This is a genomic window from Mycolicibacterium helvum, assembly GCF_010731895.1.
In the GTDB taxonomy this organism is placed as follows: Bacteria; Actinomycetota; Actinomycetes; order Mycobacteriales; family Mycobacteriaceae; genus Mycobacterium; species Mycobacterium helvum.
The window spans coordinates 6,018,890-6,039,836 of sequence record NZ_AP022596.1; the positions used below are offsets into that span (position 1 = coordinate 6,018,890).

21 protein-coding genes are annotated in these 20,947 nt (G+C 67.3%); 5 read left to right on the forward strand and 16 right to left on the reverse strand.

The annotated features are described in order from the left end of the window. Positions 1-5: 5 nt before the first annotated feature. Positions 6-365 (reverse strand): MerR family transcriptional regulator, encoded by a 360-nt coding sequence (locus G6N38_RS28335; protein ID WP_163751409.1) that lies wholly within the window; start codon positions 363-365, stop codon positions 6-8. A gap of 58 nt (positions 366-423) precedes the next feature. Between G6N38_RS28335 and G6N38_RS28340 the strand changes: the two genes are divergently transcribed. Further along, positions 424-858 carry a PPOX class F420-dependent oxidoreductase gene (locus G6N38_RS28340; RefSeq protein WP_163751410.1) on the forward strand — a complete coding sequence of 145 codons (435 nt, stop codon included), beginning with the start codon at positions 424-426 and terminating at the stop codon, positions 856-858. Here the strand turns inward: G6N38_RS28340 and dnaE are convergent. Continuing rightward, positions 847-4,401 (reverse strand): DNA polymerase III subunit alpha, encoded by a 3,555-nt coding sequence (dnaE, locus tag G6N38_RS28345; RefSeq protein ID WP_163751411.1) that lies wholly within the window; start codon positions 4,399-4,401, stop codon positions 847-849. The genes G6N38_RS28340 and dnaE overlap by 12 nt on opposite strands. A gap of 124 nt (positions 4,402-4,525) precedes the next feature. On the opposite strand from dnaE, the gene G6N38_RS28350 reads away from it, so the two are divergent. Both G6N38_RS28350 and G6N38_RS28355 read left to right on the forward strand, forming a co-directional pair. Next, on the forward strand, positions 4,526-4,897 hold the full coding sequence (locus G6N38_RS28350) for a YidH family protein (protein WP_163751412.1): 372 nt from the start codon (positions 4,526-4,528) through the stop codon (positions 4,895-4,897). 141 nt (positions 4,898-5,038) lie between these two features. Continuing rightward, positions 5,039-5,341, forward strand: a complete 303-nt coding sequence (locus G6N38_RS28355; protein WP_246227492.1) for a DUF202 domain-containing protein — start codon at positions 5,039-5,041, stop codon at positions 5,339-5,341. Between the two features lie 6 nt (positions 5,342-5,347). On the opposite strand, the gene G6N38_RS28360 is transcribed toward G6N38_RS28355, so the two are convergent. From G6N38_RS28360 to lspA, 5 genes are all read right to left on the reverse strand, one after another. After that, positions 5,348-5,941: a SecDF P1 head subdomain-containing protein gene (locus G6N38_RS28360; RefSeq protein ID WP_163751414.1), complete on the reverse strand. Its 594-nt coding sequence runs from the start codon at positions 5,939-5,941 to the stop codon at positions 5,348-5,350. Positions 5,942-5,969: 28 nt separating this feature from the next. Next, the gene (locus G6N38_RS28365; protein WP_163751415.1) at positions 5,970-7,205 is read right to left on the reverse strand and encodes an Rv1490 family membrane protein; all 1,236 of its coding nucleotides are present in this window, start codon (positions 7,203-7,205) and stop codon (positions 5,970-5,972) included. Positions 7,206-7,315: 110 nt separating this feature from the next. After that, positions 7,316-8,236: an EamA family transporter RarD gene (rarD, locus tag G6N38_RS28370; RefSeq protein WP_170314137.1), complete on the reverse strand. Its 921-nt coding sequence runs from the start codon at positions 8,234-8,236 to the stop codon at positions 7,316-7,318. Next, positions 8,233-9,159, reverse strand: a complete 927-nt coding sequence (locus tag G6N38_RS28375) for an RluA family pseudouridine synthase (RefSeq protein WP_163751417.1) — start codon at positions 9,157-9,159, stop codon at positions 8,233-8,235. Before G6N38_RS28375 ends, rarD begins: the two co-directional genes overlap by 4 nt. Next, positions 9,159-9,794 carry a signal peptidase II gene (gene lspA, locus G6N38_RS28380; RefSeq protein ID WP_170314240.1) on the reverse strand — a complete coding sequence of 212 codons (636 nt, stop codon included), beginning with the start codon at positions 9,792-9,794 and terminating at the stop codon, positions 9,159-9,161. The genes G6N38_RS28375 and lspA overlap by 1 nt, the downstream gene beginning before the upstream one ends. Before the next feature lie 10 nt (positions 9,795-9,804). Between lspA and G6N38_RS28385 the strand changes: the two genes are divergently transcribed. Next, positions 9,805-10,722 carry an asparaginase gene (locus tag G6N38_RS28385; RefSeq protein WP_163751419.1) on the forward strand — a complete coding sequence of 306 codons (918 nt, stop codon included), beginning with the start codon at positions 9,805-9,807 and terminating at the stop codon, positions 10,720-10,722. Here the strand turns inward: G6N38_RS28385 and G6N38_RS28390 are convergent. From G6N38_RS28390 to G6N38_RS28415, 6 genes are all read right to left on the reverse strand, one after another. Next, on the reverse strand, positions 10,687-12,066 hold the full coding sequence (locus G6N38_RS28390; protein WP_163751420.1) for a DNA polymerase IV: 1,380 nt from the start codon (positions 12,064-12,066) through the stop codon (positions 10,687-10,689). The two genes, G6N38_RS28385 and G6N38_RS28390, sit on opposite strands and share 36 nt — an antisense overlap. A gap of 90 nt (positions 12,067-12,156) precedes the next feature. Beyond that, positions 12,157-13,254: an LLM class flavin-dependent oxidoreductase gene (locus tag G6N38_RS28395; RefSeq protein WP_163751421.1), complete on the reverse strand. Its 1,098-nt coding sequence runs from the start codon at positions 13,252-13,254 to the stop codon at positions 12,157-12,159. 10 nt (positions 13,255-13,264) lie between these two features. Beyond that, a complete protein-coding gene (locus G6N38_RS28400) occupies positions 13,265-14,266 on the reverse strand; it encodes an ABC transporter substrate-binding protein (protein WP_163751422.1) in 1,002 nt (333 codons plus the stop codon). Between the two features lie 38 nt (positions 14,267-14,304). Then, positions 14,305-15,042, reverse strand: coding sequence for an ABC transporter ATP-binding protein (locus G6N38_RS28405; RefSeq protein ID WP_163751423.1), 738 nt, complete (start codon positions 15,040-15,042; stop codon positions 14,305-14,307). Next, positions 15,039-15,845 (reverse strand): ABC transporter permease, encoded by an 807-nt coding sequence (locus G6N38_RS28410; protein WP_179968457.1) that lies wholly within the window; start codon positions 15,843-15,845, stop codon positions 15,039-15,041. Before G6N38_RS28410 ends, G6N38_RS28405 begins: the two co-directional genes overlap by 4 nt. 159 nt (positions 15,846-16,004) lie before the next feature. Further along, the gene (locus G6N38_RS28415; protein WP_163751424.1) at positions 16,005-16,334 is read right to left on the reverse strand and encodes a hypothetical protein; all 330 of its coding nucleotides are present in this window, start codon (positions 16,332-16,334) and stop codon (positions 16,005-16,007) included. A gap of 143 nt (positions 16,335-16,477) precedes the next feature. On the opposite strand from G6N38_RS28415, the gene G6N38_RS28420 reads away from it, so the two are divergent. Further along, the gene (locus tag G6N38_RS28420) at positions 16,478-16,816 is read left to right on the forward strand and encodes an RNA polymerase-binding protein RbpA (RefSeq protein WP_102807615.1); all 339 of its coding nucleotides are present in this window, start codon (positions 16,478-16,480) and stop codon (positions 16,814-16,816) included. A 1-nt stretch (position 16,817) separates the two neighbouring features. Here G6N38_RS28420 and G6N38_RS28425 read toward each other — a convergent pair whose 3' ends face one another. From G6N38_RS28425 to G6N38_RS28435, 3 genes are read right to left on the reverse strand one after another with little or no spacing between them, the layout of a single operon-like run. Further along, positions 16,818-17,591, reverse strand: coding sequence for a polyprenol monophosphomannose synthase (locus tag G6N38_RS28425; RefSeq protein WP_163751425.1), 774 nt, complete (start codon positions 17,589-17,591; stop codon positions 16,818-16,820). After that, positions 17,588-19,324: an apolipoprotein N-acyltransferase gene (gene lnt / locus G6N38_RS28430; protein ID WP_163751426.1), complete on the reverse strand. Its 1,737-nt coding sequence runs from the start codon at positions 19,322-19,324 to the stop codon at positions 17,588-17,590. Before lnt ends, G6N38_RS28425 begins: the two co-directional genes overlap by 4 nt. Next, positions 19,317-20,912, reverse strand: coding sequence for an amidohydrolase (locus tag G6N38_RS28435; protein WP_163751427.1), 1,596 nt, complete (start codon positions 20,910-20,912; stop codon positions 19,317-19,319). Before G6N38_RS28435 ends, lnt begins: the two co-directional genes overlap by 8 nt. Positions 20,913-20,947 lie beyond the last annotated feature (35 nt).

Sequence of the window (20,947 nt, forward strand, 5' to 3'; positions counted from 1 at the left end):
CCACGTTACCGACACGGCTCGCACCTCGTTGAGACCGCCATCGCCCATTCGATGAGTTCCCGGGCCCGCGCCAAAGTTGCCATCTGCGTGTCGATCTCGGCAAGCTTGTCCTGCGCCAACACCCTACTGGCCGGCCGCCCGGGTGCGTCGTCGTCGAGCAGCACGGCAATCTCGTCGAGGGTGAACCCGGCTGCCTTACACAACCCGATCACCTCCAGCCTGGTCAGCACCGCGTCGTCGTAGCGACGTTGGCCTCCCGTCCGCGACGGTGGCGTCAGCAGCCCGATCTTCTCGTAGTACCGCAGCGTGGTGGGAGCGACGTCGGCGCGGCGCGCCACCTCACCGATGCTCAGCGCAGTGCTCATGGCCGCCTTCCGCCCCGATGCTTGACTTCGAGCCAACTCTAAGTTCTTCACTGTAGCCATGGACTCCTTGCACTCCAGTCGCTACGCCCTGTTGCGAACCTATCGCCGCGACGGCCGCCCCGTCGACACCCCGATCTGGTTTCACCTGGACGGGACCACACTGGTCTTCCGCACCAAGATCGGCCCCAAAACCACTCGGATTACGAACGACCCGCGCGTCGAGCTACGGGTGTGTGACTACAAAGGCCAGGTTCCCGACTCCGCCCCCACCCTCACCGGACGGGCTGTCGCCCTGTCGGGCGAGGACGCCGAACACGCCAACCAGCAGCTGCACGCCCGGTACGGCTGGCAATACAACCTCGTTCCGCTGCTGCACCTGCCCGGCGTCAAGAACGTCGACGCCAGCCTGCCGTGGCGGGAGAAGTGGGAGCGCCTCCGTAACCCGAACGTCTGGCCGGGCAGCGCGATCGTGCGGGTGGAGCTAGCCGCCTAGGCAGCCAGGGCCCAACAGCGCCTTCAAATCGCCCATCAGCGCCGAGGACGGCGTCACCCGCAGCGACTGGTCGAGCTCGAGTGTGGTGATGCGATCGCCACTGATCAGCCGCAAGTGCACCTGCGAGGTGCCGGGATGGCGGGCCAGCACCTGCTTAAGCGCGGTGACCTTGTCGATGGTGCACTGCCGGGTGGGCAGGCTCACCGCCACCGGCCGGTCAACTTGCGCGTTCGAAAAATCGGGTACCACCAGCTCATTGGCGATCAACGAAATCCGGTCGTCCTGGATACGAACCTTGCCGCCGACGAGCACCACGGCGTCGTCGGCGATCTCTGCGCCGAACATCGAGTAGGTCTGCGGGAAGAACATCACCTCAATACCACCGGTGAGGTCTTCCAGCTGCGCTGAGGCCCAGGGCATTCCGTTCTTGTTGACCCGCCGGTTGACGCCGGCCAGGATACCGCCGACCCGCACCTGGGTGTCGTTGGCGACGTCGCCGGCGAGGATAGCCGGGATCTGAGTGTCGACCTGGGCGTTCAGCAAATGTGCCACTCCGTCGAGCGGGTGCCCGGAGACATACAGCCCCAGCATTTCCCGCTCGAGCGCGAGCTTGTGCTTGTCGTCCCATTCCTCGTCGGGAACCCGGATGGTGAACGCCGCATCGCCGGTACCACCGTCATCCGAGCCGCCGCCGAACAAGTCGAACTGGCCGATCGCCTCGGCCTTCTTGGTGCCCAGCACGGAGTCGACGGCATCGGTGTGGACGAGGAACAGACCCTTGCGGGGATGCTTGAGCGAGTCGAAAGCCCCTGCCTTGACCAGAGATTCGGTGACCTTCTTGTTGCAGGGCGCGATATCGATCTTGTTCAGATAGTCGGAGAAGTCGGTGAACTTCCCCTTCTCGGTGCGGGTGGCGATCAGCGAGCTGACCACGTTGGCGCCGACGTTGCGGATGGCGCCGAGCCCGAACCGGATGTCGTTACCCACCGAGGCGAAGTTCTGCACCGACTCGTTGACGTCGGGTGGCAGCACGGTGATGCCGAGGCGCCGGCAGTCCGCCAGGTAGACCGCGGCCTTGTCCTTGTCGTCGCCGACCGAGGTGAGCAACCCGGCCATGTACTCGGCCGGGAAGTTGGCCTTGAGATAGGCGGTCCAGTAAGACACCAGCCCATAGCCGGCGGCATGCGATTTGTTGAACGCGTAGCCGGCGAACGGCAGGATGGTGTCCCACAACGCTTTCACGGCCTTTTCGGAGAAGCCGTTGGCGGTCATCCCCTCCTTGAAGCCCTGGTATTCGGCTTCCAGGACCTCAAGCTTCTTCTTGCCCATGGCTTTTCGCAGCGCGTCGGCCTTGCCCATCGAGTAGGAGGCGACCTTCTGCGCGATGAACATGATCTGCTCTTGGTAGACGATCAGTCCGTAGGTCTCGGAGAGGATCTCCTTGAGCGGCTCTTCGAGCTCCGGGTGGATCGGCTTGATCGGCTGCCGGTTGTTCTTGCGATCGGCGTAGTCGTTGTGGGCGTTCATGCCCATCGGGCCCGGCCGGTACAACGCCAGCACCGCGACGATGTCGTTGAACTCGGTGGGCTGCATGCGGCGCAGCAGGTCTCGCATCGGGCCGCCGTCGAGCTGGAACACCCCCAGGGTGTCGCCGCGCCCCAGCAATTCGTAGGCCTTGGGGTCATCGAACGGCAACGCATCGAGATCGAGGTCGATACCGCGGTTGGCTTTGATGTTCTCGATGCAGTCGCCGATGATCGTCAGGTTCCGCAGGCCGAGGAAGTCCATCTTCAGCAGGCCGATGGCCTCACACGACGGATAGTCCCAGCCGGTGATGATCGCGCCGTCCTGCGGCCGCCGCCACAGCGGAATCGCCTCGATGAGCGGCTCGGAACTCATGATCACCGCGCATGCGTGCACGCCGGCGTTGCGGACCAGGCCCTCCAGCCCGCGCGCGGTCTCGTAGATGGTGCGCACGTCGGGATCGGTGTCGATCAGGCCGCGAACCTCGGCGGCCTCCTTGTACCGCTCATGGTTCGGGTCGGTGATGCCCGACAGCGGGATGTCCTTGGCCATGATCGGCGGCGGCAGCGCCTTGGTGATCCGGTCGGCGATCGCGAAGCCCGGCTGCCCGTAGTGGACGCGCGCCGAATCCTTCAGTGCCGCTTTGGTCTTGATGGTGCCGAAGGTGATGACCTGGGCAACCCGGTCACTGCCCCACTTCTCGGCGGCGTAGCGCACCATCTCACCGCGACGGCGGTCGTCGAAGTCGATATCGATATCGGGTGCCGACGGACGTTCTGGGTTGAGGAAGCGCTCGAACAGCAGCCCGTGCGGGATCGGGTCGATATTGGTGATGCCGAGCGCGTAGGCCACCAGCGAGCCGGCGGCAGATCCGCGGCCGGGGCCCACCCGGATATCGATCGAGCGCGCGTAGTTGATCAGGTCGGCCACGATCAGGAAGTACGACGGGAAGCCCTTGCCGCAGATGACGTCGATCTCATAGCTGGCCCGTTCGGTGTACTCCGGCGGCACCACATCCGGAAAACGGCGCCGCAAACCGGCATCGACCTCGTGGCGCAGCCAGCTGCCCTGGTCGTGTCCGTCTGGCACCGGGAAGATCGGCATCCGGTCGGCCGGGGCCCACACGTCGGCATAGGACTGCACCCGCTCACCGATCAGGAGCGTCGAATCGCAGGCCTCCGGCACCTCGGCGTCCCACAGCGCGCGCATCTCGGCGGCCGATTTCAGGAAGTAGCCATCGCCGTCGAACTTGAACCGGTTGGGGTCTGAGAGCGTCTTGCCGGTCTGGATGCACAGCAGCGCTTCGTGGTTGTGCGAGGCGTCGCGGGTCACGTAGTGGCAGTCATTGGTGGCCAGCGCTGGAATGCCGAGCTTGCGACCGACGTCGAGCAGGCCCTCGCGGACCCGGCGCTCGATCGACAGCCCGTGATCCATCAATTCCAGGAAGTAGTTCTCCGCGCCGAAGATCTCCCGCCACTTGGCGGCCGACTCCAGCGCCTCCTTCTCGTGGCCCAGCCGCAACCGGGTCTGCACCTCACCGGATGGGCAGCCGGTGGTGGCGATGATGCCCGAGGCATGCTCGGCGATGATCTCGGCGTCCATCCGCGACCACTTGCCCAGCTGACCCTCGAACGAGGCCAGCGTCGACAGCTTGAACAGGTTGCGCAGTCCGGTGGCGTTCTCGGCGACCATCGTCATGTGGGTATAGGAGCCGCTGCCCGACACGTCGTCACTCTTCTGGCCCGGATCACCCCACAGGATGCGGCGGGTGTCGAACCGAGAACCGGGTGCGATGTACGCCTCGACACCGATAATCGGCTTGATGCCGACCTTGGTGGCCGCGTTGTAGAACTCGCTGGCCCCGAACATGTTTCCGTGGTCGGTCATGCCGATGGCGGTCATCTCGAGGCGCTGCGCCTCGGCGAGCATGGGCGTGATCTTCGCGGCCCCGTCGAGCATCGAGTACTCGGTGTGGTTGTGCAGATGCACAAAAGATCCGGCAGACGTTCCATTACCCATAGGCCCGTCAGTCTAGAGCCGCCGACCGACAGCCTTCGGCGTGTCGCTGCACGTGTCTGGCCGGTGGCGGCAATTCTCCTGGGATCTCTTCCACCCACGCGGGCGGCACTGGTAGGCAGAGCGTATGTTCGCGCCCAAACCTCCGCTGCGCAGTGTGGGGACCGACCCCGATTACCGGTTCACGCTAGCCAACGAGCGAACGTTTCTGGCCTGGTTGCGCACCGGGCTCGCGCTGCTGGCCGGGGCCGTCGCACTGGCCAGCCTGGTCCACGATTTCGGCCCTCGACCGTTCCGGATCGCCATCACCGTACTGCTGCTGGCGTTAGCGCTGACCGTCACGATCGGCGCCTACGTGCGATGGGATCGCACCGAACGGGCGCTGCGCGAGAAGCGGCCCCTGCCGAACGATCCGCTACCGCGAATCATCGTCGCCGGCGTCGCGATCATCATCGTGGCGGCCGCCGTCCTGGTTTATCTCGCCGAATTCAGCCGGTAGATGGAACCGGCGGGCAGGAGCGAAGCGACCCGGGGAATGGAACCGGCGGGCAGGAGCGAAGCGACCCGGGGAATGGAACCGGCGGGCAGGAGCGAAGCGACCCGGGAGCCGGCGGACGAGCAACTCCTGGATGCCACCGCAGTGGCGGAGCGAACGGCGCTGGCCTGGCAGCGCACGCTCATCGGTTCGCTGCTCATCGGCGCGCTGGTCGTGCGGTGGAGCGTGACCGAACACTTCCCACCGTGGCCGGGCGTCGTCCTCATCACGGTGTCCGCCCTGGCCAGCCTGCTTCTGGTCGGCCGGCGCTATCAACGGGTCCGCGGCACCGTGCTCGCCGACCAGACACCGCTGTCGCGCTATCTGGTCCCCGGGGCCACCACCGTCATGATCGCGCTCATTCTCGGTATCGGCGCGGGCATGGCGCTGGAGTACACCCGCCGCTAGCCTTCGTCAGGCTTCGTCCTTCAGCATCCGGGCGATCTCTCCTGCCTGCTCGGCCGTCACCTCACCGGAGAGCTGCAGCACCGCACCGTCGATCTTCTCGGTGATCTTCGGCGCCCACACGACAACGCCGGCCCGGACGAACGCGACCTGCTCGTTGATGTGGGCAGCCGTGTAATCAGCGAAAGCTCGAGCCGATTCTTCGGTCATGGTGACCTGCACGGTCTGCTTGGCGGTCAGCGGGTTCAGGAACGAGTCGACATCGGTCAGTTGGAGCGTCAACGCTTGCGGCCCCAGCTCGTACACCGCCGACTGGAGGACGTCACAGATGCGCAGCGGCGCATCCGGCGGTGTCGGCGGCGGCGGGTCGCAGTCCCCGGGTCGGATGACGAATGCACCGCTCACCGGGCGCAGCGCCAGCGGCTTGATGGTCAGCGGGGGCGGCGTGGTCGTGGTGGTGGTGGCCATCGCCGTGTCGGTTTGCTTGCTCAGCACGCCCGGCGTCAACAGCACGCCGACGACCGGTACCACGATGGCCGCTGCCGCCACCGCCGCAACGATCGCGATCAGGATCCGCCGATTGCGTTGAGAGTTGTCAGTCATGCACTCCTCGATCTGCGTTCTCGTTGGCTCACATGGGCACCGGCGCACCGAAGCCGGGAATGATCCCGACCGGAATCACCGCCAGCAGGATGGCGCCGACGGCGAACACGATCAGGGTGCGACGGGTCGGCGGCTGGTCGACCTCCGGCTGATTGCGGGTGTACAGCAGGAACACGATGCCGAGGTCGAAGGCGATGATGACCCACCAGCGGACCCAGTCCACTCCCATGGCGAACACCGGCAGGATCATCACCAGCCCGATCAGCAGGGTCAACGGCCGTCCCCGCAGGATCGCGCCGAACCGCCGCAGAGGGACGCCCGCAACGTGGCCGATCGCCAGCATGCTGATGGCCAGTGTCACGACCCCGTAGACGGTCGAGCCGGCCAGCGCGACGACGCCGATGCTGCCAACGAACCGAAGCCCCTCGACGAACGTCATATCGAACAACGGCAGGAAGGCCCGGCAGAACCAGTCGTGGTAGTCGACGTAGTAGTGAAAGCCGCGCAGGAGCTGGCCGATGGTGGGCTTGCCGGCCAGCGGATGGTTCATCGGCCCGTGCTGCACCAGCTGGCACAGCTGGGCCGACACCTTGTGCTTACCGAAGGCGGCCAACGCCATGGCAGTGACGATCGCGGGCCCGAGTGCCAGCACGACGCTGACCCGAAACGCCTTGGCGTCCAGCCGGTCCGTCAGCACCGTCAGCGCCGCCAGCGCGCCGAGGCCGAACAGGAACGGGGTGGCCTCGTGGATCAGTGTCAGTACGGCCAGCACCAAACCGTAGACGGCACTGGAGATTACGGTCGCACGGGCGGTGGTGACCCGGGTCAGCGCAATCGCGAACCCGACGAGCGCGGCACCTCCCAACAGATCGGTGCGCGCCGAAAACAGGCCGAACGCGAACCCGAACGGCAGAACCGGAATCAGCAGGGCGAGCAGCCGCCGGCGCTCCGAACGGCCCGACCTGACCGCGACCGACCAGGCCACCGCGGCGAGACCGAGCACGAAGAACACGGTCGGAACCCAGCGCAGCACGGCGAGCGCACCGAAGTAGTGCGCCCTGGGAAACAGCCCGAGGATCTCGCCGGCCAGTCCACGCCGAATGAAACCGGTGGTGTAGTCAATGGCGAAGTAGGAGTACCAGTAGCCGTCGGGGACCACGGTCAGCGCGATCGTCAGCAGGATCGCGGCCCACACCGCGAGCAGCACGGTGAACGTGAGGAAAAAGCCACGCCGGCCACCGGTCTTGACCGCGGTGTCCGGCATCTATCCCCCACTGACTTGCGACGGCCCGTGCCGCCGGGCGCGGCCAGGCCGCGTCGATGAGTATAGGTTGCCGCTGTTGACGCGAACCCGTGCGATGCCCCGAAGGACCGTCAGCGAAGGTCGACCGCGCGTTGTGGGGCAGACCGCTCCAAACGGGCCCGGCGCAGCGCGTCACCGCTGAACACCAGCAGCGCCAGCCAGATCAGCGCGAAGCCGACCCAGCGCGCCGGCGGCATCGGCTCATGGGCCACCACCACGCCCCAGGTCATCTGCATGGCGGGGGTCAGGTACATCAGCAGACCGAGGGTCACCAGCGGCAGGCGGTGGGCGGCGGCGGCGAACAAGAGCAGCGGGATCGCGGTGATCGGACCCGACAGGATCATCAACGCGATATGACCCGGGCCGTTGTTGGTGAACTGGCCGTGCCCGGACAGCTGCAGCACGGCGATGTAGATGATCGCGAACGGCGCCGCGATCGCGGCCTCCAGGCCCACACTGACCCGCGGGTCGGTGGGCACCACCTTCTTGACCGCGCCGTACAGCCCGAAGGTGAAGGCCAGGCCGAGCGCGATGAACGGCGGTCCGCCGACCTCGAAGCCCAGCAGCACCACCGCAGCCAGCGCAATCAGCAACGCCACGATCTGGGGCCGGTTGAGCCGCTCGTGAAAGATCAGCACCCCGAGCAACACGCTGACCAGTGGGTTGATGAAATAGCCAAGAGCCGCGTCGACCACGTGACCGTTGTTGACGGCGTAGACGTAGATGACCCAGTTGCCCGATATCAGCGCCGACGCGCAGACCAGCAGCAGCCAGGTGCGCCCGGCGATCGACCGCAGGTCGGCCAGCTTGCGCATGGCCACCACCACGCCGACCATCAAGACCAGTGTCCAGACGATCCGGTGGGCCAGAACCTCCAGTGCGCCAGCGGGTTTCAGTAACGGGAAGAACGCCGGGAACAACCCCCAGGATCCGTACGCACCGATGCCGTAGAGCAGCCCGCCGGGCTTGGTGTCCGGTTGGCCATCCGTCACGAGTCGACGCGCAGCAGGTCCAGTGCGTGCTGCAGATCGGCCGGGTACGGGCTGGTGACCTCGAAGTGCCTGCCGTCGGCCGGATGGGCGAACGCCAGCGACCGCGCGTGCAGCCATTGTCGTTCCAGGCCGAGCCGCTTGGCCAGCACCGGATCGGCACCGTACGTCAGATCGCCGGCGCACGGATGGTGCAGTGCGGAGAAGTGCACCCGGATCTGGTGGGTGCGACCGGTTTCCAGGTGGATGTCGAGAAGGCTTGCCGCCCGAAACATTTCAACGGTGTCGTAGTGGGTGATGCTGTGCCGCCCGGTTTCGGTCACGGCGAATTTCCAGTCGTGACCGCGATGCCGGCCGATCGGCGCATCGATGGTGCCACTGGAAGGATCCGGATGGCCTTGCACCACAGCGTGATAACGCTTGTCGACGGTGCGGGCCTTGAAGGCGCGCTTGAGCACCGTGTAGGCCCGTTCGGACAGCGCGACCACCATGACCCCTGAGGTGCCGACGTCGAGACGGTGCACGATGCCCTGGCGTTCGTGGATACCCGAGGTGCTGATCCGGAACCCGGCCGCGGCCAGCCCGCCGAGCACGGTGGGACCGTGCCAGCCGACCGTCGCGTGGGCGGCCACGCCAGGGGGCTTGTCGACGGCGACGATGTCGGCGTCGGAATACAAGATTGTCATGCCCTCGATCTCGACCGGCGTGTTCTCCGGCGGCGGGGCTTCCTCGGGGATGTGGACCTGCAGCCACGCGCCCGCCTCGAGCCGGTCGGACTTGCCGGCCCGCACGCCGTCGAGCTCGACGCCGCCGTCTTCGGCGATCGCGGCCACCGCTGTGCGGGACAGTCCCAGCAGCCGGGCCAGGCCAGCGTCGACCCGCATGCCGGCCAGACCCTCGGGGACCGGCATCGACCGTTCTGCCATCAGGCGGTCTCGGCCTTGTCGTCGGTCGCCGCTTTGGCGTCGGTCTTGGCGGGCTCGCTCGTCCGCCGGCCGGTGGTGTCGAAGTCGTAGCCGAACAGGGACAGGACCACCAGCAGGATAGCCCCGCCGACCACCGCCGGGTCGGCCACGTTGAACACCGGCCACCAACCGATGGACAGGAAGTCGACGACGTGTCCGCGCAGCGGGCCGGGCGAACGGAAGAACCGGTCCATCAGGTTGCCCAGCGCGCCGCCGAGGATCATCCCCAACCCGAGGGCCCACCACGGCGACACCAGGCGACGGCCCATCCAGAAGATACCGACCACCACACCGGTGGCGACCAGCGTCAGCACCCAGGTGTAGCCCGTGGCCATGGAGAACGCGGCGCCGGAGTTGCGGACCAGGGTCCAGGTGACCGTGTCGCCGATGATCGAGACCGGTTGCCCGGGGGTCAGCCACCGCACCGCCAGCACCTTGGTGATGACGTCGAGGGCCAGCACCACGGCCGCCACCGACACCAACAGCCGCAGCTGCCGCGGCGACGATTGCGGCTCGGTGCTGCCCGGGGATTCGTCGGTCACTCCCCCATCATTCCCTAGACCTGTCACTGGGCTGCTTTCCGGCCGGTGCGCCATGATGGCGGGCATGCCCCGACTTGTCGTCGTCACCACCGGCGGAACCATCGCCACCAGCGCCGACCGCGAGGGTGTGCTGCGACCCGTGCACGGCGGTGCGGAGCTGGTGTCGGGCTTGGATGCGCAGGTCATCGACCTGTTCACCATGGACAGCTCGCAGCTGACGCCCGCCGAGTGGCTGCGGATCGGCGCCGCCGTGACCGAGGCCGCGCGTGCCGCCGACGGTGTCGTGGTCACACACGGAACCGACACGATGGAAGAGACCGCGCTGTGGCTGGAGCTCACCTACAGCGGCTCCGCGCCCGTGGTGGTGACCGGCGCGGCGCTGCCGGCCGACGCCCCCGACGCCGACGGGCCGGGCAATCTGCGCGACGCCCTCGTCGTGGCAGCCAGCCCGCTGGCTCGGAATCTGGGAACGCTGATCTGCTTCGCCGGGGCGGTGCGGCCCGCTCTTGGCACCACCAAAGTGGGCGGCCCCGGTCTGTTCGGCGGTCGCCCGCCGCTGGGCGTGGTCAGTGACGGCCTCTTCGGTGTCACGGGCGGCAACCAACGGGCCTATCTGGGCCCAGCCACCGACGCCGCGCGGGTAGACATCGTGGCGGCCTACCCGGGCGCCGACGGTGCGGCCATCGACGCGTTCGTCGACGCGGGTGCGGCCGGCCTGATCGTCGAGGCAGCGGGTGCGGGAAATGCCGGCACCCCGATCGTCGAAGCAGTGCGGCGCGCTGGTTCCCGCGGCGTAGCCGTTGCGGTGACCACGCGGGTGCCCGGGGGCCGCACCGCCGCCCGCTACGGACCGGGCCACGACCTGGTCGAAGCGGGGGCGGTGATGGTGCCGCAGCTGCGCAGCAGCCAGGCCCGGGTGCTGCTGATAGCGGCGCTGAGTCTGGGGCTACCCGTGGGCGACGTCATCGCCCGCTGGGGCTGACCGGTCCAGATACTCGCGCCAGTCCAGGCTGTCCACCGGATTGGCTTTGAGCAGCCCGGGCTCGGCGGCGCTGAATGTCCGCATCACGCCGGGGCCGCTGCCGCGGGTCTCGAACCGCACGCTCACCACACCGTGCCCGGCGCCCTGAACCCAGCCGTGACCGAAGCCGGCATGGCTGACGTCGTCGCCGACGCGCCAGCCGCCGGCATCGGCTGCGGGCACCGACACCGGCACCGGCACGTGGGTGTCCAACGTGTCAGCCACCGCTGCCTCCAGGTGTTCGAGATCGGGGAACAACGACTCTTGGCGAACATCGGATAGTCCCGAAAAGCCAACGCCGAGAAGGCGAATAGGGCCGACCTCACGAGGGTCGAGTAGCAGCCGGTGCGCGGTGGCAGTCAGCGTGCCGACATCGCCGGTAGCGTACGGCAGCGTCGCCGAGCGGGTCAGGGTGGACATATCGGAGCGCTTGAGCTTGACCGTGACCGTACGGGCGCCGCGGCCGTCGCGCTCCAGACGCCGGTGGGCATGCTCGGCGATCGGGCTGATGGCATCGCGCAGCTGCTCGATCGTCGTGAGGTCGGCGGGGAACGTCGACTCGGCGCTGATCTGCTTGGCTTCGGCACGTTCGGCCACCGGCCGGTCATCGATCCCGCGGGCCAGCCGGTGCAACGCCGGGCCGACGGTGGCGCCCAGGATGCTGGCCGCTTCGGCGTCGGACAGGGCGGCCAGTTGTCCGACCGTGTCGATGCCGAGCCGGTGCAGCTTCTCCTCGGCCACCGGGCCGATACCCCACAACCGGCGCACCGGAAGCCCGTCGAGCAACCGACGTTCCTCGTCGCGGCGGACCACCCGAAACCCATCGGGTTTGGCGAGTTCCGAAGCGATCTTGGCGACCTGCTTGCCCGACCCCGCCCCGACCGAGGCCACCAGTCCGGTCTCTTCGCGGACCCGCCGGCGCAACCGGACTGCGAATTCCTCGACCTCCGCGGCGCTGGCCCCGACCAGTTCGGCCGGTTCCCCGAATGCCTCATCGAAGGACAGCTGCTCGAGGACCGGCACCATGGCGCGCACGGTGTCCAGCACCCGACGGCTGGCGACGCCGTAGACCACGCCGCGGGGCGGCAGCACCACCGCGCCGGCCCCGACCAAACGGCGGGCCTGGTGCATCGGCATCGCCGAGCGGGCACCGAACACCCGGGCCTCATAGCTGGCCCCGGCAACCACACCGCGGCCACCGAGCCCGCCGACCAGGACCGGCCGGCCGCGCAACGTGGGGCGGGTCAGCTGTTCGACGGACGCGAAAAACGCATCCATGTCGAAATGCAGGACCCAGCGCTCCATGGATTGATGCTATTGCCCGCCGAGTGACCAGTTATGACACGGCATTTACTCCTGGGAAGACGCACCGATAAGCCCCACGGTCGGCGCAACCTAGGCGGCGAGCACTCCCTTGGCGCGCAGGATCGGAAAGACGCCTTCGGCGAACCAGTAGGCCTCTTCCAGGTGCGGATAGCCGGACAGGATGAACTCGTCGAACCCGACGGTGTGGTATTCCCAGATCAGGTTGGCGACCTCTTCGTGGCTACCGACCAACGCGGTTCCAGCTCCCCCGCGGACCAGGCCCACACCGGCCCACAGGTTCGGATAGATCTCCAGCTTGTCGGTGCGCCCACCATGCAGGGCCGTCATCCGACGCTGCCCCTCGGACTCCGAGCTGGCATGCAACTTGGTGGCCTGCTCGATCTGGTCGGGTGTCAGCTCGCTGAGCAGCTCCTCGGCAACCGCCCACGCCGCGGCCGAGGTGTCGCGGGTGATGGTGTGCAGCCGGATACCGAAGCGCAGCTTGCGCCCGCGCGCCTCGGCCAGCGCGCGCACCTCGTTGATCTTGGCCGCCGCGGCCTGCGGCGGTTCACCCCAGGTCAGATAAACATCCACGTGCTCGGCCGCGATCGGCAGCGCCGCGGGAGAAGAGCCGCCGAAATAGAACTCCGGCAACGGGTTCGGTGGCTCTGATACTCGCCCGTCGCGAACTTTGTAGTGTTCCCCGTCGAAGTCGAACGAGTCCTGGGCCCACACCGATTTGACGATCTCCAGGAATTCGCCGGTGCGCGCATACCGCTGGTCATGGCTGAGCCAGTCACCGAACCGTTGCTGTTCCACGTCATCGCCGCCGCTGACGATATTGAGCAGCAGTCGACCGTCGGAGAACCGCTGCAGCGTCGCCGCCTGTTGCGCGGCCAGGGTCGGCGGTACCAGGCCGGGCCGAAACGCCACCAGGAACTTCAGTCGCTCCGTCTCGGCCAACAACGACGCAGCGGTCAACCAGGCGTCCTCGCACCATGTTCCGGTCGGCGTCAGCACCCCTTCGAAACCGAGCCGGTCAGCCGCCCTGGCCACCTCGGCCAGATACCGCCGGGTCGGCGCGCGGTACCCGTCCGGAATCGTGTGGTGCGCCGATGCGTGCGACGCACCCACGATGGACCGGCTGTCACCGTTGGTCGGCAGGAACCAAAAGAACTTTGCAGGCACGTCGCCCTCCTTAGTTGGCGCTGATGAGGACGGGCTCGAGCACGCCGGCATAGCGGCGGTCCACCCATTTGGAGAAATCGGGCGCGGACTGAATCTGACCCGACTTGGCGAATAGATCCGCAATCTTCTGCTCCGAAGCTACCACCTCGTCACTCAGGGCCGTCGGCAGCCGGAGGCTCCTGCCCTGCGACACTTCCGCAGCCTTTGGATCCAATCCGACTGCCGCAGCGTATTTTTCGGCCCACTCCTGCGGGTGATCCTGAGCCCACTTCGCAGCCTTTGCGAATCTGACGAGCAGATCGGCCAACGCGCTGTTGCGCTTGGGATCGGCCAGTGCCGCATCCGAGGCCACGCCGAACCAGTACCCGTTGGTCACGCCCTTGGCCGCAGCGATGCTACGGACCTTCAATTGCTGCTCGGCTTGCGCGGTGAACGGATCCCAGATCGCCCATGCGTCGCCCTGGCCGGCCTGGAACGCCGAGAACGCGTCAGCAGGTTGCAGGAAAACCAGTTTCACGTCGGCAGGCGTCAGTCCCGCCTTGTCCAGCTGACCGAGCACGTTGCCGTGCGCTGAGCTGCCCTTGCCCACCAGGATGCTCTTACCCCGTAGGTCGCTGACCGAGGTGATCGGCGAGTCCGCGGGAACCAGAATCTGGTCGCCGACGCCGCCGCCGTTGTAGGCGGAGACCACCTTCACTTTCGCATTCGACGCCGCGCCGAAAATCGGAGGCGTGTTGCCGGTGATGGCGAAGTCGATCTTGCCCGCCGTCGCCGCTTCGATCTGCGGCGGCCCGGATGTAAACGTGGAGAAGGCGATCTGGTACGGCAGATTGTCCAGCGCACCTGCTGCGCGCAGCAGGGACTCGGTACCGCCCTTCTGATCGCCGACCTGCAGGACGAGTCCGGACAGCTCGGTCAACGGCACCGTCGCCGGCGCCTGCGACACCCCGGTGTTTTCCTGGCGCGACACGCAGCCCGTCAACAACAGACCCAATACGGCCAGCGCGACCATCAAGCGACGAAATACCCTGGGATACAAGCTTGCTCCTGTCAGATCTGGACGCCGAGTTGCTCGAGCAACTCGACTCGATGGTTGTCGGTCGCGGTCGACGAGCTGCCCGGCGGCCGCCGCGGGTCGGTGATCGCCGTCTGATACACCACTTCCCCGGCTTCCAAGACCAGCACCCGATCCGCCAGTCCGACAGCTTCATTGACGTCATGGGTAACCAGCAGGACCCCGAATTGATGGTGGCGCCACAGGTCGAGCAACAACGCGTGCATGCTGAGCCGGGTCAGCGCATCCAACGCACCGAACGGTTCGTCCAGCAGAAGCAGCCGTGGCTCGCCCACTAGCGCCCGTGCCAGCGAAACGCGTTGCGCCTGACCGCCAGACAGGGTCAGGGGCCAGGAACCGGCACGATCGGCCAGGCCAACGTCGGCCAGCGCCTTGTCGGCCCGCGCCGTCACCTCCCCGCGGGGTAGCCGGGACCGCGTCAGCCCGTAACCGACGTTGGTGCGCACTGTGCGCCACGGGAACAGCCGTGGCTCCTGGAACGCCAGCGCGGGTGCACCGGCCACCTGACGCTCACCGGTGTGGTCGTTCGACAAACCGGCGAGCACACGCAGCACGGTTGATTTGCCTGAGCCGCTGCGCCCCACCAGCGCGACGATCTCCCCGGCACCGACGGTCAGCGACACGTCCCGCAACACCTGATGCTCGCCGTACCACTTGTCGATGTTCCGAAGCTGCGCGGCCACCCCGGTTGTGCGTTCGGACGTCACAGTCATGACCGATACCTCAGTGCTCGACGTTCCAGTGCCCGCACGACGGCATCGGTCGTGATGCCAAGCAGCGCATAGACGATCAGGCCGAAAATGATGATGTCGATCCGCAGGAAGTCACGAGCGTTGTTGATCAAGTAGCCAATACCCTTGTCGGCGTTGATCTGTTCGGCGACGATCAACGTCAGCCAGGCAATCGCCAATGATTGGCGCAGGCCGACCAGCACCTGTGGGGCTGCGCTCGGCAGAATGATGTGAGTGAACCGCTGACGGAACGAGAAGCCAAGCACGTCAGCCGTTTCGAACAACTTCGGGTCGACCTGACGGATCGCCGAGAACGTATTGAGGTACAGCGGGAAGCTGACCCCGAGGGCCACCAACAGCACCTTGGGCAGCTCGCCGATACCGAACCACAGAATGAACAGTGGGATCAGACCCAGGTGCGGCAACGCTCGCAGCATCTGCATGGGTGGGTCGACGGTCGCCTCGGTCCACCGCGACAAGCCGACCGCCGTGCCCAGCCCGATCCCCAGCAACCCGCCCAGTAGCAGCCCCTGCACCACCCGCACACCGGAGACCTGCAGCGCGTCGGCAAGCTGACCGTCGCCGATGAGCTCCACTCCCGCCTCGGCGATCAGCGAGGGGGCAGGCAGGACGTCCTGAGAGATCACCCCGAGCGCACTGCCCACCTGCCACAGCGCCAGCAAGACCACCGGCGAGGCCCACCGCACGATCGTCCACTTCCGCTGCCTGTGTTGAGCACGCGCACGGGTGCCTACCGGTAGGACCGGCGGGGCGGGCGTGGTCACGATGTGGAGTCCCTTGGCTGACGCGTGAGTGGCTGGCGATAGGCATGCAAAACCGCAACATCGCGGCGTGCCTCGACCCTAGGAACGACCGACCCGTTTGGTTAAGGGTTTGATTCGCGGTGACCTAAAGCAGCCGGCGTTGACCGTCGAGAGCCAGCCTCAGCGCCATCCGTCGGCAGCCTTGGCGGCCTTGACCAGCGCATCGCACAGGTCACGCAGCTCGTGGGTGGCCGCGCCCTCGTCCACCGCGATCGCGACGTCCTCGGCGGCGCAGCGCACCTGATAGACCCGATCGGACAGCTCGGCGGCCTCGTCGGCGGAGAGCACCACCGCATCCTCGGGAATCGCACTGCCCTTGACCAGGGCACGCTGTTCGTATGCACGCTGCCGGCACGACTGCCGGCAGTACTGCCTGCGTCGGCCCATCCCGGCGTCGGCCACCTCTCGGCCGCACCACCGGCACGGCTGAGAGCGGGTACGACGCGTCACGCCTTGTGACTGTAGACGGCCGGGCGCGGTGATCCCGGTATCATGGGGGGCCGAGTCGGGAACCGCAGAGTGTGGTCTTACGTTGACTACCCGGACTTCATAGAGCGTTGTACTTCATAAAAGAGTCGTGAGGAGAGTTGACGATGGCTGATCGTGTGCTGAGAGGCAGTCGGCTCGGAGCCGTGAGCTACGAGACCGACCGCAACCACGACCTGGCGCCGCGTCAGATCGCGCGGTACCGCACCGAGAACGGTGAGGAATTCGAGGTTCCGTTCGCCGACGACGCCGAGATTCCTGGCACCTGGCCTTGCAAGAACGGCCTGGAAGGCACGTTGATCGACGGCGATCTGCCGGAGCCCAAGAAGGTCAAGCCGCCCCGCACCCACTGGGACATGCTGCTGGAGCGCCGTTCGGTCGAGGAGCTCGAAGAGCTGCTCAAGGAGCGCTTGGACCTGATCAAGTCCAAGCGTCGCGGAAGCTGACCTAGCGGACGACGCCGCGGGCGCGGTCCACGCGCCCGCCGATGCCCCACTGGGCGACCTTGACCATCGCTTCGCGAATGTTCGAGCCGCTCATTTTCGACACCCCCAGTTCGCGCTCACGGAACGTGATGGGCACCTCTGTGACGGTGAAGCCGCTGTTGATCGTGCGCCAGGTGAGGTCGATCTGGAAGCAGTAGCCCTTGGAGTCGACCGCCGACAGGTCGATCTTCTCCAGAACCTCGCGCCGGTAGGCGCGGTAACCGGCGGTGATGTCGTGGATGCCGACACCGAGTAGGACACGCGAATAAGTGTTGGCGGTCCTGGACAGCACCAGCCGTCGGTAGGGCCAGTTGCGGACCGTCCCGCCCTGAACATAGCGCGAGCCGATGGCCAGGTCGGCGCCATTGTCGATGGCGTCCAGCAGGCGATAGAGCTGTTCGGGAGCATGGCTGCCGTCGGCGTCCATCTCCACCAGCACGTTGTACTGCCGGCCCAGCCCCCAGGCGAACCCGGCAAGGTAGGCCGCACCCAAGCCGTCCTTGGCGTTGCGGTGCATCACGTGGATCCGGTCGGGATCAGCCAGGGATAGTTCGTCGGCGAGATCACCGGTGCCGTCGGGGCTGCCGTCGTCGACGATCAGCACGTGGACGTCGGGGCGTGCCGTGTGCACGCGGCCCACGATCAGCGGCAGGTTCTCCAGCTCGTTGTACGTGGGGATGATCACCAGGGTGCGCTGGCTGGGAAGCTCAGCGCCCGTTTTGCCCCGGTCGGTCATGACTCTCCTTTGTCGTGCTGTCCGGCCAGGGCTGAGGATGATTCACCCTGCTCCGGCGGGTTGTCGCTATCGTCGCGGCCCCCGGACATACTGCTTGCGTCCCCTTCCCGCTTTCTGCGGCGAATCGGACGTATGAACCAACCATTGTGCAGCATGGCGGCCATCAAAACGGCAACAGCGGCTCCGACCAGCACCCATTGCACCAACGGGCCCCATCGGGTGGCTAGCGTTTGGCTGGTCTTGAGCCGCACCACGACGTCGAGATAGGCCGGCGTGAAGAACTGGGTCCGAGCCACCTCACGGCCGTCCGGCGCGATCACCGCGCTGATCCCGGTGGTGCCGGCCACCACTACGTAGCGGTCGTGCTCGACGGCCCTGGCGCGGGCGAACGCCAGCAGCTGTTCGCTCATGTTCTGGTCGAACGTCGCGTTGTTGGTGGGAACTGCCAGGACCTGCGCGCCGTTGGTGACCGACTCGCGAAGCGCCCGGTCGAAGATGACCTCCCAGCAGGTCGCCACCCCGACCGGCACCCCGGCGGCGTGCACGACGCCCGAGCCGGTACCCGGCACGAAGTACCCGGCGCGGTCGGCGAACGACGACAGATGGCGGAAGAAGCCTCGCCACGGCAGGTATTCGCCGAATGGCTGGATGATCTGTTTGTCGTGGCGCTCCCCTGGTCCGGCGACCGGATCCCAGACGACGGCGGTATTCGACGCCGTCGGGTTCTGCGGGGTCCAGTCCGGGCGGGCGATGACAGTGCCGACCAGGATCGGCGCGCCGATCGCCTGCGCGGCCACGCTGATCTGTTGGGCGGCGTCGGCATTGGTGAACGGGTCGATATCCGAGGAGTTCTCCGGCCAGATCACGAACTGCGGCTGTGGCGCCTTGCCCGCGTGCACATCCTCAGCCAGTTGCACGGTTTGGCGGACGTGGTTGTCCAGGACGGCGCGGCGCTGGCTGTTGAAGTCGAGCCCCAGTCGCGGCACGTTGCCCTGGATCGCGGCCACCGTGACCGTCGGCTCGTTGCCGGCACCGCCGGCGGCGCGGCGCACCTGCGGCGCGGCCACCGCGGTGGTCAGCAACACCGCGGTGATGCACAGGCCGGGCAGCAGTACGCCTGGCAGCGACGCGGGCTCGGATGTCTCGGCCGTGCCACTGCGCTGCAGCCAGCGCACGATCTCGCTCGTCAACGCGGCCAGCGACGCGCCGAGCAGGACGATCCCGAACGACAGCAGCGGTACCCCGCCGAGCTGAACCAACGCCAGGAACGGCCCGTTCGTTTGACCGAAACCGACTACCCCCCAAGGGAATCCACCGAACGGCACCGTCGACTTCAGCCATTCCTGCAGTGCCCACATCAGCGCGAGCCACAGTGGCCAGCCTGGCAGCCTGCGCACCATGACGGCCAGTGCACCGAACAACGCCGGGAAGATCGCTTCCATCGCCGACAGCGCCAGCCAGGGCACCGGGCCGACCAGTCCGCTGATCCATGGGATCAGCGGGATGTAGAACGCCAGCCCGAACAGGTATCCGTAGCCCAGTCCGCCGGCCGGTGTGGTCTTGGGGTGCAGCAGTACCCAGCTGAGCATTCCGAAGCTCACCACTGCCGACCACCACCAGCCGATCGGCGGGAAGCTGATGCACAGCAGCAGCCCGGCGGTCACCGCAACCAGTAGCCGCATCAACCGCGGTGGCAGCGCGGTGCGCAACCATGTGAGCAGCCGGCTAGCCATGCAGCACGACACCTCGATGGACCGTCTGGCGGCAGTGCGGCAGCGGGTCGCCGGGGTCCAGCCGCGGCAACGCGGGCACCCGCGAGCGAGGGTCGGTGGACCACCGCTGGACGTTGTCGGAAGGAGCACTCACGTCCAGCTCCCCGCCGAGATCCCACACCGCGTACGACGCCGGCGCGCCAGGCACCAACGTGCCGCTGAGCCCGTCGCGCTCACCGCCGGCGCGCCAGGCGCCTCTGGTTGCAGCGGCAAAGGCTGCCCGCATGGAGATCGCGCTTCCCGGGGTTTGATGACGGCTCGCCGCACGGACGGTTGCCCAGGGGTTGATGCTGGTCACCGGGGCATCTGAACCGAACGCCATGGGCACGCCTGCCGATGCTAACAGCGAGAACGGGTTGAGCAGGGCGGCTCTGCCGGAACCGAGCCGGCGCGCGTACATGCCCGTGCTGCCGCCCCACAGCGCGTCGAAATTGGGCTGCATGCTGGCGATGATGCCGCAGCGGCCGAGCATGGCCGCCTGCTCGGCACTCACCATCTCCAGGTGCTCCAGCCGGTGCCCGCACCGGGCGACGGCCGGCGCCCCGAACCGCTCGACCAGACCGGCCACGGCGTCGACCACCGCGCGCACCGCCGCGTCGCCGATCACATGGAAGCCGGCGGTCACGCCGGCCTCGGTGCAGGCGATCAGATGCTCGGCGATGCCGTCGGGGTCCAGGTAGCAGTTACCGGTGCTGTCCGGCGCATCGGCGTACGGCTCGCACAGCCACGCGGTGTGAGAGCCCAGCGCGCCGTCGACGAACAGGTCGCCGGCCAGTCCGCGCGCCCCGGTCTCCTCGATCAACGCCCTGGCCTGGGCGGCGCTGGAGACAGCTTCACCCCAGTAGCCGATGACCACGACGCCGTGCTCGGTGGCGCGCAGCTCCTGCCAGTCGTCAGCCCCACCGATATCCGGTCCGGCGCATTCGTGGACGGCGACGATGCCCGCGGCAGCCACCGCATCCAGTGCGGCCCGCCGGGCGTCGGCGCGCTGCTGCGCGGTGAGCAGCCGACGAGCTTCGCTGCGGACGAGGTGGTGGGCGTCGGCCGACAGCGGTTTGTGCGGGTCGTATCCGGCGACCGCAGGCAAGCCGGGGACCAAGTCACGTAGCGCCGTCGAGGCCACAGCTGAGTGCACATCGACGCGGGCCAGGTAGGCCGGCGTCATGCCGGCGATGGCGTCAAGCTCCGCGGTGCTCGGGGCCTCGTCGCGCGCCCAGCCGGTGTCGTCCCAGCCGTGCGCCCAAATCGGCTGGCCCGGATGCGCCGCCATGTGCTCGGCGACCAGGGTCAGGCAGTGCTGTTTGGTTCTCGCCGAAGTCAGATCCAGCCCGGTCATCAGCAGGCCGGTAGAGGTCAGGTGGATGTGGCTGTCGACGAACGCGGGTGACACGAAGGCACCCTGTAGGTCGACGACCTGCGCATCACCGAATTGCGAACGGGCCACGTCGTCACTGCCGAGCCAGGAGACGACGCCGTCGCGGACGGCCATCGCGGTGGCATCCGGATGTGACGGGCTATGAATGCGCCCGCCGAGCAGCAGTGTGGTCACGGTGGATCAGTCTGCCCCGGTGTGGCGGGGCCGCA